14 protein-coding genes are annotated in these 14,900 nt (G+C 71.2%); 11 read left to right on the top strand and 3 right to left on the bottom strand.

The genetic code is table 11. From position 1 onward, the window contains the following. The first annotated feature begins 12 nt into the window (after nucleotides 1–12). From iolD to ACGFZQ_RS18525, 9 genes are all read left to right on the top strand, one after another. Nucleotides 13–1,977 (top strand): 3D-(3,5/4)-trihydroxycyclohexane-1,2-dione acylhydrolase (decyclizing), encoded by a 1,965-nt coding sequence (iolD, locus tag ACGFZQ_RS18565; RefSeq protein WP_393841281.1) that lies wholly within the window; start codon nucleotides 13–15, stop codon nucleotides 1,975–1,977. Beyond that, nucleotides 1,974–2,750, top strand: a complete 777-nt coding sequence (locus ACGFZQ_RS18560; protein WP_393841280.1) for an HpcH/HpaI aldolase/citrate lyase family protein — start codon at nucleotides 1,974–1,976, stop codon at nucleotides 2,748–2,750. Before iolD ends, ACGFZQ_RS18560 begins: the two co-directional genes overlap by 4 nt. A gap of 143 nt (nucleotides 2,751–2,893) precedes the next feature. Further along, nucleotides 2,894–4,111, top strand: a complete 1,218-nt coding sequence (locus ACGFZQ_RS18555) for a Gfo/Idh/MocA family protein (RefSeq protein ID WP_393841279.1) — start codon at nucleotides 2,894–2,896, stop codon at nucleotides 4,109–4,111. Between the two features lie 4 nt (nucleotides 4,112–4,115). Continuing rightward, nucleotides 4,116–5,066 carry an NAD(P)-dependent oxidoreductase gene (locus tag ACGFZQ_RS18550; RefSeq protein WP_393841278.1) on the top strand — a complete coding sequence of 317 codons (951 nt, stop codon included), beginning with the start codon at nucleotides 4,116–4,118 and terminating at the stop codon, nucleotides 5,064–5,066. Beyond that, nucleotides 5,063–5,950, top strand: coding sequence for a sugar phosphate isomerase/epimerase family protein (locus tag ACGFZQ_RS18545; RefSeq protein WP_393841277.1), 888 nt, complete (start codon nucleotides 5,063–5,065; stop codon nucleotides 5,948–5,950). The genes ACGFZQ_RS18550 and ACGFZQ_RS18545 overlap by 4 nt, the downstream gene beginning before the upstream one ends. 376 nt (nucleotides 5,951–6,326) lie before the next feature. Further along, nucleotides 6,327–7,346, top strand: a complete 1,020-nt coding sequence (locus ACGFZQ_RS18540; protein ID WP_351739234.1) for a sugar ABC transporter substrate-binding protein — start codon at nucleotides 6,327–6,329, stop codon at nucleotides 7,344–7,346. Then, a complete protein-coding gene (locus tag ACGFZQ_RS18535; protein WP_393841276.1) occupies nucleotides 7,346–8,425 on the top strand; it encodes an ABC transporter permease in 1,080 nt (359 codons plus the stop codon). Before ACGFZQ_RS18540 ends, ACGFZQ_RS18535 begins: the two co-directional genes overlap by 1 nt. Before the next feature lie 4 nt (nucleotides 8,426–8,429). Continuing rightward, complete coding sequence (locus tag ACGFZQ_RS18530; protein ID WP_393841275.1) at nucleotides 8,430–9,335, top strand: ATP-binding cassette domain-containing protein; 906 nt, start codon at nucleotides 8,430–8,432, stop codon at nucleotides 9,333–9,335. A 25-nt stretch (nucleotides 9,336–9,360) separates the two neighbouring features. After that, nucleotides 9,361–10,380: a Gfo/Idh/MocA family protein gene (locus ACGFZQ_RS18525; RefSeq protein WP_393841274.1), complete on the top strand. Its 1,020-nt coding sequence runs from the start codon at nucleotides 9,361–9,363 to the stop codon at nucleotides 10,378–10,380. 56 nt (nucleotides 10,381–10,436) lie between these two features. Here ACGFZQ_RS18525 and ACGFZQ_RS18520 read toward each other — a convergent pair whose 3' ends face one another. The 3 genes from ACGFZQ_RS18520 to ACGFZQ_RS18510 are packed head-to-tail and all read right to left on the bottom strand — an operon-like array spanning nucleotide 10,437 to nucleotide 12,800. Further along, nucleotides 10,437–11,456, bottom strand: a complete 1,020-nt coding sequence (locus ACGFZQ_RS18520; protein ID WP_393841273.1) for a Gfo/Idh/MocA family protein — start codon at nucleotides 11,454–11,456, stop codon at nucleotides 10,437–10,439. Next, on the bottom strand, nucleotides 11,453–11,605 hold the full coding sequence (locus tag ACGFZQ_RS18515; protein ID WP_393841272.1) for a hypothetical protein: 153 nt from the start codon (nucleotides 11,603–11,605) through the stop codon (nucleotides 11,453–11,455). Before ACGFZQ_RS18515 ends, ACGFZQ_RS18520 begins: the two co-directional genes overlap by 4 nt. Nucleotides 11,606–11,621: 16 nt before the next feature. After that, the gene (locus ACGFZQ_RS18510) at nucleotides 11,622–12,800 is read right to left on the bottom strand and encodes a phytanoyl-CoA dioxygenase family protein (protein ID WP_393841271.1); all 1,179 of its coding nucleotides are present in this window, start codon (nucleotides 12,798–12,800) and stop codon (nucleotides 11,622–11,624) included. A 108-nt stretch (nucleotides 12,801–12,908) separates the two neighbouring features. Here ACGFZQ_RS18510 and ACGFZQ_RS18505 point away from each other — a divergent pair, with 108 nt between their 5' ends. Both ACGFZQ_RS18505 and ACGFZQ_RS18500 read left to right on the top strand, forming a co-directional pair. Further along, the gene (locus tag ACGFZQ_RS18505) at nucleotides 12,909–13,955 is read left to right on the top strand and encodes a LacI family DNA-binding transcriptional regulator (protein ID WP_351748571.1); all 1,047 of its coding nucleotides are present in this window, start codon (nucleotides 12,909–12,911) and stop codon (nucleotides 13,953–13,955) included. Between the two features lie 233 nt (nucleotides 13,956–14,188). After that, a complete protein-coding gene (locus ACGFZQ_RS18500) occupies nucleotides 14,189–14,884 on the top strand; it encodes a helix-turn-helix transcriptional regulator (RefSeq protein ID WP_393841270.1) in 696 nt (231 codons plus the stop codon). Nucleotides 14,885–14,900 lie beyond the last annotated feature (16 nt).

The raw sequence follows: 14,900 nt of genomic DNA, 5'->3' as shown, positions 1-14,900 counted from the left end.
AGGAGCCGACTCATGACTGACCGGACGCGACAGCGCACGGTGCGCCTCACCGTCGCCCAGGCCGTCGTCACCTACCTCTCCCGGCAGTACTCCGTGGCCGACGGCCACCGCCGCCGCCTCATACCGGCCGCGCTCGGCATCTTCGGCCACGGCAACGTGGCCGGCCTGGGCCAGGCCCTCGACCAGCTCAGCGACCGACTCCCCTTCGTCCAGGGCCGCAACGAGCAGGCCCTCGTCCACATCGCGACCGCCTACGGCAAGGCCATGCGCAGGCACGCCACCCTCGCCGTGACCGCCTCCATCGGGCCCGGCGCCCTGAACATGGTGACCGGCGCGGGCCTGGCCACCGTCAACCGGCTGCCCGTCCTGCTGCTGCCGGGCGACACCTACGCGACCCGCCACCAGGGGCCCGTGCTCCAGCAGCTGCAGCACCCCGTCGAGGCCGACGCCTCGGTCAACGACGCCTTCCGGCCCGTCTCCCGCTTCTTCGACCGCATCACCCGCCCCGAGCAGCTGCTGACCGCGCTGCCCGCGGCGATGCGGGCGCTCACCGACGTGGACACCGGCGCGGTCGTCGTCTCCCTGCCGCAGGACATCCAGTCCCACGCGTACGACTATCCGGTGGAGTTCTTCGCCGAGCGGGACTGGCCGATCCGCCGTCCGGCGCCGGACGGCGACGAGGTCGCGGTGGTGGCGCGGATGCTCGCCGAGGCGGAGAAGCCGATGATCATCGCCGGTGGCGGGGTCGTGTACTCCGGTGCCGGCGAGGAACTGGAGGCGCTGGCCGACGCGGCGGGGATCCCCGTGGCGGAGACGTTCGCCGGCAAGGGCGCGGTGCAGCGCCGGGCCTGGTGGCAGCTGGGCGGTATCGGCCTCGAAGGCACCCAGGCCGTCAACGCCCTCGCCCGGGAAGCCGACTTCGTCCTCACCGTGGGCTCGCGCCTGACCGACTTCGCGACCGCCTCGCACTCCCTCTTCCAGAACCCCGACGTGCGCTTCGCGAGCATCAACGTCAACGCGCACGACGCGAACCGCGTGGGCGCCACCGGCATCGTCGCCGACGCCAAGCGGGCGCTCGCCGCGCTGACGGACGCCGTACGCGCGAACGGCACCACCACGTCCGCGGGTTGGCAGGAGAAGGTGCGTGCGCTGGACGCGCGGTGGCAGGCCGAGCGGGCCGCCGCCCTCGACCCGGACACCCCCTTCGACCTGGCGTCGCTGCCCGCGGACACCGACATCGTGAGCGACACCGACGCCGTGCTCACCCAGGGCCAGTTGATCGGGCTGCTGCAGGAGCACGCCCGGTCCGGCGACACGATCATCGCCGCCGCCGGCGGCCCGCCCGGCGACCTGCAGAAGGTGTGGGACGCCACCGAAGGCCGCTTCGCGCACCTGGAGTTCGGCTTCTCCTGCATGGGCTACGAACTGCCCGCCGCGATCGGCGTCCGCCTCGCCGAGCCGGACCCGTCGAAGCGGGTGCTGTCCCTGCTGGGCGACGGCACCTTCCTCATGGCGCCGACCGAACTGGTCACCGCCGCACAGGAGAAGCTGCCGGTCACCATCGTGATCCCGGAGAACCACGGGTACCAGGTCATCCACCGCCTCCAGATGGGGCGCAGCGGACGGGAGTTCGGCAACGAGTTCCGCTACCGGGACGGCAGCCTGGAGATCGGCTCCGGGAAGCCCGCCCGCCTGGAGGGCGGCTACCTCCAGGTCGACCTCGTCAAGACGGCGGAGGGCCTCGGCGCCCGCGCGATCCGCGCCACCACCGCCGACGAGGTGCGGGCCGCCCTGGCCGGCACCCGGGACCACGACGGACCCGTCGTCCTCGTCGTCCCCGTGATCCCGCACGCCGACCTCCCCGGTGCGGGCGTGTGGTGGGACGTGGCCCCGGCGGAGGTCTCCGAGCAGGAGACGGTCGCGCGGCTGCGCCATGAGTACGAGGAAGGCCTGGCTTCCCAGAGGTGGTACGGATGACCCGCTCGATCCTGGACCACGGCCGGCTGCGCGCCCGGCTCGCCGCCGGTGAGCCCACGGTGGGCACCTTCGTCGGCAGCGCCTCCCCGGTCACGGCCGAGGTGTGCGCCGCCGCCGGCGTCGACTGGGTACTGCTCGACCTCGAACACGGCGCCGGGGGAGAGGAGCAGGTCCGTACGACCGTCCCGGCCGCCGCCGCGTACGGCGTACCGACCGTCGTACGCGTCGAGTCCGCCGCCCGTATCCGCATCGGCCGCGTCCTCGACCTGGGCGTCGCGGGCGTCATGCTGCCCCGCCTCGACACGGCGGCCGAAGTACGCGAAGCGCTACGGCACCTGAGGTACCCGCCCGCGGGCGACCGCGGTGTGGCCACCTACAACCGGGCCTGCCGCTTCGGACTCGACCCCGCGGCCCTGGACCGGGAGGGCGAGATCCTCGGCGTGATCCAGATCGAGTCGGCGAGCGCGCTGGGCGACGTCGAGGAGATCGCGGCCCTGGACGGCGCCGACGTGCTGTTCGTCGGCCCCCGCGACCTCAGCCACGACCTCGGCGTGCCCGGCGACTTCACCGCCCCCGTCTACCGGGAGGCCCTGGAACGTGTCCGCAAGGCCGCCGCCGGCCGGGGCAAGGCCTGCGGCCTGCTCGTATCGGACGGTAGGGCGGCCGCCGCCCAACTCGCCGAGGGCTGGACGTTCGTCGGCATCGGCTCCGACACCACGCTGCTCGCCGCCGCGGTGTCCGCGGCGCTGGGCGAGGCCCGGGCTCAGCGTTAGGCGCTGCGCTCCGGGTGCCGCGAGGTGTTGCCGGCAGCGCCCACGCGGCGGAGCCGCACATGTCACAGCCCCGCGCCTTCAGGGCGCTGTGGAACCGCAGCCGAGTTCAGTCGACCCGTTCCGTTGGCTCGTAGGAGAAACCCATGACCTCATTCACCCCCGCTCCCGCACGGGAGATCGGTGTCGGCCTGATCAGCGTCGGCTGGATGGGCAAGCTGCACAGCCGTGCCTACCGGGAGCTGCCCTCCGTCTATCCCGAGCTGGGTATCAGGCCCCGCCTCGTGCACGCCGCCGACACCGCCGAGGACCGCGCCGCGTACGCCCGTGACGTCCTCGGCTACGAGAAGGCCACGACCGACTACCGTGCCGTCCTCGACGATCCGGACGTCGAGGTCGTCTCGATCTGCGCGCCGAACCTCCTCCACCACGAGATCGGCATCGCCGCCGCCAAGGCCGGCAAGCCGTTCTGGATCGAGAAGCCCGTCGGACGCGGCGCCGAGGAGACCGCCGAGGTCGCCGCCGCGGCCCGGGCCGCCGGCGTGGTCACCTCCATCGGCTACAACTACCGGCACGCCCCCGCCGTCGAGCGGGCCCGCCAACTGATCGCCGAGGGCAGGCTCGGCCGGATCACCAACGTCCGCGCCACCTTCTTCTCCGGCTACGCCTCCGAGCCCAGGGCCGCCCTGTCCTGGCGCTTCAAGCGGGACCTGGCCGGACACGGCGCGCTCGGCGACCTGATGAGCCACGTCGTGGACCTCGTCAGCTACGTCGTGGCCCCGATCGACGAGGTCTCCGCGCTCACCAGCACCGTCTACACCGAGCGCCCGCTGCTGCCCATGGGCTCCGGCACGCACTTCGCGGTGATCGACGGCGGTGAGATGGCGCGGGTCGAGAACGACGACTACACCGCCGCCCTCGTCCGCTTCGGCGGGGGAGCCGTCGGCACCCTGGAGGCGTCCCGCGTCATCGTCGGCCCGCAGTGCGGCATCGGCTTCGAGGTCTACGGCACCGACGGCTCGGTCACCTGGAACTTCGAGCGCATGAACGAACTGCGCGTCGCCCTCGACCGCAGCGGCCCCCACCAGGGCTACACCACCGTCCTCGGCAACGGTCACATGGGCGACTACGCCGGCTTCCAGCCGGGCCCCGGCAACAGCATGGGCTACGACGACCTGAAGGTCATCGAGGCCAAGAAGTTCCTCGCCGCCGTCGCCGGCATCGAGCACCACCACTCGACGATCGAGGACGCGCACGCCGTCGCCGAGGTGATCGCGGCGGCCGCCGCCTCCGCCGAGAGCGGCTCCTGGCAGTCGGTGCTCGCGGTACCCGGCGCGACCTTCGGTCATCCGGCGCGGAGTTGATCGTATGCCTGCCGAGCATGTCGTAGTGGCCCTCGGGCCGGTCGACGCCGACACGGTGATCCCCGTCCTCGGCGAGCGGGTCACCTTCGTCACCGACCCCACGCCCGGCGATCTCGCGGTCGCCGCGGGGGCCATCGTCCGCGCGGACCGGCAGGTCGACGGGGACCTCCTCGCGCGGATGCCACGGCTGCGGGTCATCGCCCGCACCGGGGTGGGCGTCGAGCTGGTCGACGTGGCGGCGGCCTCCGCCCGCGGGATCGCCGTCGTCGTCACCCCGAACAGCGGCAGCCGGGCGGTGGCCGAGGGAGTCCTCGCCATGGCGCTCCATCTGACCAAGCGGCTGAATCCGCTGACCGAGCTGGTGCGCGAGGGCCGCTGGGCCGAGCGCGCCACCCTGCCGGTCGGCGATCTGGACGGCGCCACCCTGGGCATCGTCGGCTACGGCCGTATCGGCCGCCGGGTGGGCGAACTCGCCGCCGCGTTCGGGATGCGGACGCTCGCGTACGACCCGTTCAGCCCTCCGCCGGCCGAGGTGGCCTGCGCCGACCTGGGCGAACTCGTCGAGGCCGCCGACGTCGTGACCCTGCACGCCCCGCTCACCGACGGCACCCGGCACCTCGTGGACGAGCAGCTGCTGGCCCGGGTGAGGCCGGGAGCGATCCTCGTCAACTGCGGCCGGGGCGGTCTGCTCGACCTCGACGCCACCCTGGCCGCCCTGGAGACGGGCCGGCTGTCCGGCGCCGGCCTGGACGTGTTCGACCCCGAGCCGGCCCGCCACCACCCGCTCTTCGACCACCCGAACGTCGTCCTCACCCCGCACCTGATGGGTATGACGCGCCGGGCGATGACACTGACCTTCGTCGACGCGGCGCGTGGCGTCGCGGACGTCCTCGCGGGCCGCCCGCCCGCCGCGGTCGCCGACCTCGAATGGAACCACCGAAAGGCCACAGCATGACCACCTCCCCGCTCGACAGGATCGCCGGCGCGCCCATCTCCTGGGGGGTGTGCGAAGTGCCGGGCTGGGGCTACCAGTTGACGCCCGAACGGGTGCTGAAGGAGATGCGCGAGGTCGGCCTGGCCGCCACCGAGATCGGCCCCGAGGGCTTCCTGCCCGCGGAACCGGGCGCCATGGCCCAGGTGCTCGCCGACCACGACCTGCACGCCGTCGGCGGCTTCACCCCGCTGCTGCTGCACGTGCCCGGACACGACCCGCTGCCGGTGGCGGAACAGCTCCTGGAGAGCTACGCCGCCTCGGACGCGGAGGTCCTCGTCCTGTCGGCCATCACCGGCCAGGACGGCTACGACTCCCGGCCCGAACTCGACGCCGACGGCTGGCGGTTGCTCCTGTCCAACCTCGACCGGCTGACGGCGCTGGCCGCCGAACGCGGGGTCCGGGCCGTCCTGCACCCGCACGTCGGCACGATGATCGAGAACGGCGACGAGGTCCGCCGTGTCCTGGAGCACTCGGCGATCTCCCTCTGCCTCGACACCGGACACCTGCTCATCGGCGGTACCGACCCCGCCGAACTGACCCGGCAGGCACCCGAGCGCATCGCCCACACCCACATGAAGGACGTGGACGCGGCCCTCGCCGCCAAGGTCCGGTCCGGCCGCCTCACCTATACCGAGGCCGTACGCGAAGGCATGTACCGCCCGCTCGGCGCCGGTGACGTCGATGTCCGGGCCATCGTCACCCATCTCGGCGCCCGCGGATACGACGGCTGGTACGTCCTGGAACAGGACACCATTCTCGCCGGGGAACCCACGGGAAAGGGACCCGTCGACGAGGTGTGGGAAAGCGCCGAGCATCTGCGTTCGGTGCTGCGCGCCACCGTGTAAACGTACCCGGACCACCTGTTTCGCCGATTCCGGGTCGAATTCGCGTCCGTGCGGGAATTGACCCCGCCCGTTCCGGTCGGCCCGGAATCCCTTTTCCCTGCCGTGCGGCCGCGTGCTGGGTGGCTAATACATCTAAAAAGGGAGGCGGAATGGCTCAGGCTATTTCGGGTGCGAAGGGCGCCGTAATCGGCGCTGGATGCATGTCCTGACATCGTGTCCTGATGGATAAATGATGTCATTACAAACGTTGACCCCCGGTGTTCATGGCGGTTCCATCTCGTCATGGGAAACAGCCGCGTAAACGGCATGTGTCCCGTAGCGCCTGCGCAGCCAGTCGCATCCTTCTCCTCCCCGTCGCACAGTGAGGTGCCGGAAGATGGATCGCTCGTCGTACCCCCGCTCCCGCAGAATCGCCCCCGTCGTCGCCATAGCGGCAGCGGCCACGCTGCTCGTCGCCGGATGCTCCAGCAACTCCGGAGGCAAGAAGGCCGAGGAAGCCGACAGCGGCGTCTCGGCCGGCAAGGCCACCACCGCCCGTATGACGGTCGCGATGATCACGCACGCCGCGCCCGGTGACACCTTCTGGGACACGATCCGCAAGGGCGCCGAGGCGGCAGCCGCGAAGGACAACGTCAAGCTCGTCTACTCCAGCGACCCCAGCGGCCCCAACCAGGCCAGCCTGGTGCAGAACGCGATCGACCAGAAGGTCGACGGCATAGCGGTCACCCTCGCCAAGCCGGACGCCATGAAGGCCGTGGTCGCCAAGGCCGAACAGGCCGGCATCCCCGTCGTCGGCTTCAACAGCGGCGTGGCCGACTGGAAGAAGCAGGGTCTGCTCGAGTACTTCGGCCAGGACGAGAGCATCGCGGGGGAGGCCTTCGGCCGCAAGCTGAACGAGGCCGGCGCCAAGCACACGGTCTGCGTGATCATGGAACAGGGGCAGGTCTCCCTGGAGGCCCGCTGCGCCGGGGTGAAGAAGACGTTCGAGGGCAAGACCGACATCCTCTATGTCAACGGCACCGACATGCCGTCCGTGAAGTCGACGATCACCGCCAAGCTCAAGACGGACCCGTCCATCGACTACGTGACGACCCTCGGTGCTCCGTTCGCGATGACCGCCATCCAGTCCATCGCCGACGCGGGCGGCAAGGCCAAGCTCGCCACGTTCGACCTCAACAAGGACGCGGTGGGCGCCATCAAGTCGGGCAAGATCCAGTGGGCCGTCGACCAGCAGCCCTACCTCCAGGGCTACCTGTCGGTCGACTCCCTGTGGCTCTACAAGAACAACGGCAACTACAGCGGCGGCGGTGAGGCGCCGGTGCTGACCGGACCGGCCTTCGTCGACAAGACCAACGTCGCGAAGATCGCCGAGTTCGCGGCGAAGGGAACCCGGTGATGAGCACGGTCCAGAGCCCGGCCCCGGCGACGGACTCCCCGTCGCCGGCTCCGCCGGCCCACCAGAAGGACGGGCGGACAGCCGAACGGTCCCCGGCTGTGCGGCTGTTGGCCCGGCCCGAGGTGGGTGTCTTCCTCGGTGCCGCCGCGGTGTACGTGTTCTTCCTGATCGCGGCCCCGCCGGTGCGCGACGGCGGCTCGATGGCGACGGTGCTCTACCAGTCCTCCACCATCGGCATCATGGCCCTGCCGGTCGCCCTGCTGATGATCGGCGGCGAGTTCGACCTGTCGGCAGGCGTCGCCGTCATCACCTCGGCGCTCACCGCCGCCATGCTCGCCTACCAGCTGTCCATGAACGTCTGGGTGGGGGTGATCGCGGCCCTGTTGGTCTCGCTGGCGATCGGCTTCCTGAACGGCTGGCTGGTCGTCAAGACGGGTCTGCCCAGCTTCCTGATCACCCTGGGAAGCTTCCTGATCCTCCAGGGCGTCAACCTCGCGGTGACCAAGCTGGTCACCGGCAACGTCGCCACCGACGACATCAGCAACATGGACGGCTTCGGCCAGGCGCAGAAGATCTTCGCCTCGACCTTCACCGTCGGCGGCGTCCAGGTCAAGATCACCGTTTTCTACTGGCTGGTCTTCGCGGCCATCGCCACCTGGGTGCTGCTGCGCACGAAGTACGGCAACTGGGTCTTCGCGGTCGGTGGCAACAAGGAGTCGGCGCGCGCGGTCGGTGTGCCGGTGACCTTCACCAAGATCTCGCTGTTCATGCTGGTCGGTTTCGGTGCCTGGTTCGTCGGCATGCACCAGCTGTTCTCGTTCAACACGGTGCAGTCCGGTGAGGGCGTGGGCCAGGAGCTGATCTACATCTCCGCGGCGGTGATCGGCGGCTGTCTGCTGACGGGTGGTGCGGGCTCGGCGATCGGCCCGGTCTTCGGTGCCTTCATGTTCGGCATGGTGCAGCAGGGCATCGTCTACGCGGGCTGGAACCCGGACTGGTTCAAGGCCTTCCTCGGCGTGATGCTGCTCGGCGCCGTCCTGATCAATCTGTGGGTCAGCCGCACGGCGACCCGGAGGTGACGCGATGACATCCACCAGCAAGGCCGGCACCCACGGCGCGATCCTCGCGGACACCGTCCCCGAGCAGCATGACGGCCCTGTCGTCGCACTGCGCGGCGCGGGCAAGTCCTACGGCAACATCCGCGCCCTGCACGGCGTCGACCTCAGGGTCTTTCCCGGCCGGGTCACCTGTGTCCTGGGCGACAACGGGGCCGGCAAGTCGACCCTCATCAAGATCATCTCGGGGTTGCACCAGCACACCGAGGGCGACTTCCTGGTCGACGGCGATCCGGTGCGCTTCACCACCCCGCGCGAGGCCCTGGACAAGGGCATCGCCACCGTCTACCAGGACCTCGCCACCGTTCCCCTGATGCCGGTGTGGCGGAACTTCTTCCTCGGCTCCGAGATGACCCGGGGCCCCTGGCCCGTGCGCCGTCTGGACATCACCAGGATGAAGGAGACCGCCGACCGCGAACTGCGGAACATGGGTATCGTCCTGGACGACCTGGACCAGCCCATCGGCACGCTCTCCGGCGGTCAGCGCCAGTGTGTGGCCATCGCCCGCGCCGTCTACTTCGGCGCCCGGGTCCTCATCCTGGACGAGCCCACCGCAGCCCTCGGCGTCAAGCAGTCCGGGGTGGTGCTGAAGTACATCGCCGCCGCCCGCGAACGCGGCCTGGGCGTCATCTTCATCACCCACAACCCGCACCACGCCTACATGGTGGGCGACCACTTCAGCGTGCTGCGCCTGGGCACCCTGGAACTCTCCGCCGAGCGCAGCGAGATCACCCTCGAGGAACTCACCAACCACATGGCCGGCGGCACCGAACTCGCCGCCCTCAAGCACGAACTGTCCCAGGTCCGGGGCGTGGACGTCGAGGAGCTCCCCGCAGCGGACGCACTTCGGGTCGGCGAACCCCGCACCAACTGACCACGACCACGGGAGACACCGGAACATGTCATCTCAGCGAGCGCTGCGCGTTGCCGTCGTCGGCACCGGCACGATGGGCGCGGACCACGTGCGCAGACTCCGCCACGTCATCAGCGGGGCACGCGTGACGGCCGTCGTCGACATCGACGCGGAACGGGCCAAGTCGCTGGCCGACGCGACGGAGGGCTGCACGGCGTACACCGAACCCGCGGTCGCCATGGCGGCGCAGGACGTGGACGCGGTCCTCATCGCCTCACCGGGGCCCGCCCACGAGGCGGCTCTGCTCGAAGCCCTGCGCCGGGACCTGCCGGTGCTGTGCGAGAAGCCGCTCACCCCCGACGCGGCCTCCGCCCTGCGCGTCCTGGAGGCCGAACAGAGGCTCGGGCACCGGCGCGTCCAGGTGGGCTTCATGCGCCGGTACGACGCCGAGTACCTGAAGCTCAAGAGGCTCCTCGACGAAGGCAAGCTGGGCCGGACGCTGATGCTGCACCAACAGCACCGCAACCCGGCCATGCCCACCTGGTTCACCGAGGAGATGCTCATCAACGACTCGGTCGTGCACGAGATGGACGTGACACGCTGGCTCCTCGGCCAGGAGATCACAGCGGTCACCGTGCACAAACCGGCACCGTCGGCACAGGCGCCCGCCGGTATGAGCGACCCCCAGTTCGTCCTCTTCGAAACCGGGTCGGGCGCGCTCGTCGACGTCGAGATCTTCGGGCACTGCGGCTACGGCTACGAGGTGCACGCCGAGGCGGTCTGCGAACACGGCACCGTACGCATCGGCGACGAGCACGGACCGCGGGTCAGCGCCGACGGCCGCTGGGGCGGACGTGTCACGCCGGACTACATCGAGCGTTTCCAGGATGCCTACGACCGCGAGGTCCAGGCCTGGGTCGACGCCACCCGTCGCGGGGAGGTCACCGGCCCGAGTGTCTGGGACGGTTACGCCGCCGCGGCCGTCTGCGAGGCGGGTGTGCTGTCCCAGCGGGAGGGGCGGCGCGTGGCGGTCGAGCTGGCGGAACGCCCGGCCCTGTACCGGTAGCCGTACACACAGCGGGAGGGGGCGGTACCGGTCCGGTACCGCCCCCTCCCGCTGCGTCACGCCGTGGCGGGGAGCAGCGTACGCGGCCGGACGGGGAATCCGGCCGCCCGATAGCACGCGTCGATGAGCCGCATGGTGGTCAGCGCGTCATCGGCGTCGAGCGCCGACGGTGCGCCGTGCCGCAGCTGCGCCGCCAACGCCTCCAGTTGGTACGTGTACGACGACCGGCGGCCGAGTTCCTCCGTGCGCTCGCCGTTGGCCGTACGCACCACCACCCGGTCGTCCAGGTGCGGCTGGACGAAGTTCGTCGCCGTGGCCTCGCCGCGCGTGCCCACGACGCGACAGCTCATCTGCCACGTGTGATAGGCCATGTGACAGCGGGCGGTTCCGGTGGCGCCGCCGGGGAACTCCAGGTCGGCGTAGAGCCATTCGTCGACTCCCGCAGCCCCGGTTCGCTCGCCCCCGCGGGCGCCGGCCAGCCGGGGCGCTCCGCCGGCCCAGGGGGCGAGCATCCGCAGCGCGTGCAGGCTGTAGCACCCGAGGTCCATCAGCGCACCGCCGGCCAGCGGCAGCGACCACCGCACGTCGCTGTCCGGCGGCGCGGGCATGGCGACCATGGCCTCGACATGCCGGAGGTCGCCCAGCTCCCCGCTGTCGAGCAGCTCGTGCAGGCGCCGGGTGACCGGGTGGAACAGGTAGTGGAAGCCCTCCATGAACACGGTGCCAGCCCGGGCGACGGCCTGGTGGACCTCGGTCGCCTCCTCGGCGTTGCTCGCGGACGGCTTCTCGGTGAGCACGTGTTTGCCGGCCCGGAGCGCCGCCAGGTTCCACGGCCCGTGCAGGCCGTTGGCCAGCGGGTTGTAGACGACCTCGACCTCCGGGTCGCCGACCAGGTCGGCATAGGAGCCGGCCACCCGTTCCACGCCGTGCGCGGCGGCGAACGCCTCGGCCCGGTCCCGGTCGCGGGCGGCCACCGCCACCAGCCGGTGACCGCACGCCCGGGCCGGTCCCACGATGGACAGTTCGGCGATCCGGGCCGCGCCCAGCACACCGATCCGCAGTGGCTCGTCCGTCATCCCTTGCCTACCTCCTCAAGTCGTACCGGCCGGTGCTCGCGCAGCGACAGGGTGCGTGCCTCGGCGGTCCAGCCCGCCCCGACGGCGTCCGCCCCCGGGCAGGGCGAACGGCGGGTGCCGGCCAGGACCAGGTCCTCGGAAAGTCCCATGAGTGCGGTGTCTCCTTCAGTGCCGGCGGCGTACCGCGGCCGCGCGCAGTTCCCGGCGCAGCCGATCGGGGGCCCAGCCCTCGGTCACCGCCTGCCAGAGGGCGTCCGCCTGGGAGGGCGGGGCCAGACCGTCGACCGGCGGGTCGAGGTCCAGGTCGGTGGGGAACGGGTAGCCCTCGGCGGTGGCGGCGACCACCCGGTGCAGCCACTCCGCCGAGGTGCCTTCGGCCTTGCGGCGCAGCAGCACCGGGAAGAGGGCGTTCGCCATCGCCTCGCGGTCCACCGTCTCCATCGCGCGGCCGAAGGCGGAGGAGATCTGCAGCAGGTTGGCCATCCGGCGGATGCCGGTGGACCGGTTGTGCCCGGCGGCGTGGAAGAGCGCGGGGTTGAAGAAGACGGCGTCGCCCTTGTCCAGGGGGAGCTGGACGTGGTGGGTGCCGAAGTACTCGACGAACCGTGGCAGTCGCCAGGCGAGGTAGCCCGGCTCGTACTTCTGCGAGTGCGGCAGGTACAGGGTCGGGCCGGACTCGACGGGCATGTCGCAGTGGGCGACCGCGCCCTGGAGGGTGAGGACGGGGGAGAGGCGGTGCACATGCGCCGGGTAGGCGGCGGCGCGCTCCTGGGAGAGGAAGCCGAGGTGGTAGTCGCGGTGCACGCTCTGCGCGGCACCGCCCGGATTGACGACGTTGACCTGCGACGTCACCTGGTAGGCGGGGCCCAGCCAGGCCTCGGCGACCAGCGCCAGCATGTCGTTGGCGTAGTAGTCGGCGAACACCTCCGGCGCCCGTACGGCGATCTTGTCCAGGGCGTTCCAGACGCGGTCGTTGGCGCCGGCCCGGGCGAAGTGGTCGCCGCGGGCCGTGCCTTGGCGGCGCTCCTCCTCGATGAGCGCGGCGAAGGCCTCGGACACCTGGTCCACGACGGCCGCCTGGGCGAACGCGTCCTTGAGGACCACGATGCCGGGTCCGTCGAGCAGCGCCCGGATCAGCTCCTCCTGGACGTCCCGGCGGCCCTCGGCGGTGGCCGCGAGGCTCCGGAGCCGGTCGCTGTCGTAGAGCAGCACGTTCTGCTCCACGCCCGCGGCCGACGGGTAGTCCCCGACGTCGGTCTTCTGCTCGACGAGTGAGCGGAGCGCGTCGAGATCGCAGTCGGCCTCGGTGAGCCATGCCCGCTTCGCCGTCGTTGGAGAAGGCATCCGGGTCCTTTCGCAGTGCCTGCTTTTCTGCCAGTCTTGAGAACCCGCACGCATCAATCAATCCTCAGCGGCGAATCAAAAATCCATCATCATCCTCGGGGATCAGCCATGCATCACCCCTATCCGATCAGGGAAATCGCCCGTCAGGCAGGGCTGAGCACCGCCACGGTCGACCGTGTCCTCAACCGCAGGGGCAATGTGCGGGAGAGCACCATCCGTGAGGTACAGGAAGCCATCAAGGACCTGGACCGTCAGCAGAGCCAGGTCCGGATCGCCGGCCGGACCTTCATGATCGACATCGTCATGCAGGCACCGGAGCGGTTCTCCACCGCCGTACGCGAGGCGCTGGAGGCCGAACTTCCCTCCCTGCACCCCGCCGTCGTGCGCTCACGTTTCCACTTCCGCGAGACCTGCTCGGCTACGGAGCTGACCGCCACCCTCGACAAGATCGCCAAGCGCGGTTCGCAGGGCGTGCTCCTCAAGGCCCCCGACCTGCCGGAGATCGCCGCCGCCGTCGGGCGGCTGGTCGCGGCCGGCATCCCGGTCGTCACGCTGGTGACCGACCTGCCGCACAGTCCGCGCCTGGCGTACGTCGGCATCGACAACCGCGCGGCGGGCGCCACCGCCGCCTACCTCCTCCAGCAATGGCTCGGCGACCGGCCGGGAAACGTGCTGACCACGATCAGCCGCGGTTCCTTCAGGGGCGAGGAGGAGCGCGAGATGGGCTTCCGCAGCGCCATGCGGCTCGCCGACGCCAAGCGCTCCCTGGTCGAGGTCACCGACAGCGACGGCCTGGACGCCACCCAGCGCGACCTCGTGCTCGACGCGCTCAAGCGCGACGAGGACATCGTCGCGGTCTACTCCATGGGCGGGGGCAACCTCGCCACGCTGGACGCGTTCGACGACCTCGACAGGCCGTGCGCCGTCTTCGTCGCACACGACCTCGACCACGACAACACGCGGCTTCTGCGGGAGCGCCGCCTCTCCGCCGTCCTCCACCACGACCTGCGCCAGGACGTACGCCGCGCCTGCCAGACCGTCATGCGGGCCCACCAGGCACTGCCGGACGACGGCCCGACCCTCCCCTCGGCGATCCAGGTGGTCACACCGTTCAACCTGCCGCCCGACGTCTCTTCCGCGCCGTTCGCGGGATGAAGCCCGCTGCGGCTCCGCACACTGTGCGGAGACCGGCGAGCCGACGGGAGAGACGTCCGGCTGCCGTGACACGCCTCGTGCCCTGCGTCGCGGCGTGTACGACGGCGACCGGCCGTTGACCGCGACCGCGACCGCCTCGGTCGGCGCGCCGGCGTTTTGTCCTGGACGGGCGCCTCGGGGTTCCGCGGTGCCGCGTTTCTATCTCCAACCTGTGTTGTTCCTAGAATGACCGGGTGGACGACATCGACGCGATCGCGGCGCTGCAGGATCCGGTGCGACGCCGACTGTACGAGTACGTGGCGGCGCAGGGCCGTGAGGTCGGCCGTAACGAGGCCGCCGAGGCGACCGGGGTGGCGCGTACGCTCGCCGCGCACCATCTGGACCGGCTGGCCGAGGCCGGGCTGCTCGACACCGGCAGCCGCCGTCTGACGGGGCGGTCGGGGCCGGGGGCGGGGCGTCCGGCCAAGGTGTACACGCGGGCGCTGGAGGAGCGGGCGGTGTCGCTGCCCGCCCGCGACTACCGCACCGCCGCCGAACTGCTCGCCGAGGCCGCCGAACAGGCCGGACTGGACGCCGGACTCTGCGCGGCCGCCCGCCGCCGCGGCGAGGCCCTGCGCGGCTCGGCGGCGCCCGGCGGCGGCCTCGAAGAGGTCATGGAGACGCTGGCCGCGCGCGGCTACGAACCGCACCTGGAGCGGGCGGGAGGCGACCGGGGCGCCGAGGGCGCGGGTGAGGGGGCGGTCGTCGTCCGGATGCGCAACTGCCCCTTCCATGGCGTCGCCGAGCGCTTTCCGCCGCTCGTCTGCGGCATGAACCTGGCGCTGCTGGAGGGGCTGATCGGTACCGATGGCCCCGTCCGGGCCCGCATGGACGCCTGGCCGGGGCGGTGCTGTGTAGTGCTCGAAAGTTCTAAAAACAACGACGATTGACATAGAGATGGGGGCA

It is taken from the genome of Streptomyces sp. NPDC048254, assembly GCF_043201895.1.
Taxonomy (GTDB): Bacteria; Actinomycetota; Actinomycetes; order Streptomycetales; family Streptomycetaceae; genus Streptomyces.
This window is presented reverse-complemented; position numbering and strand designations above follow the sequence as displayed.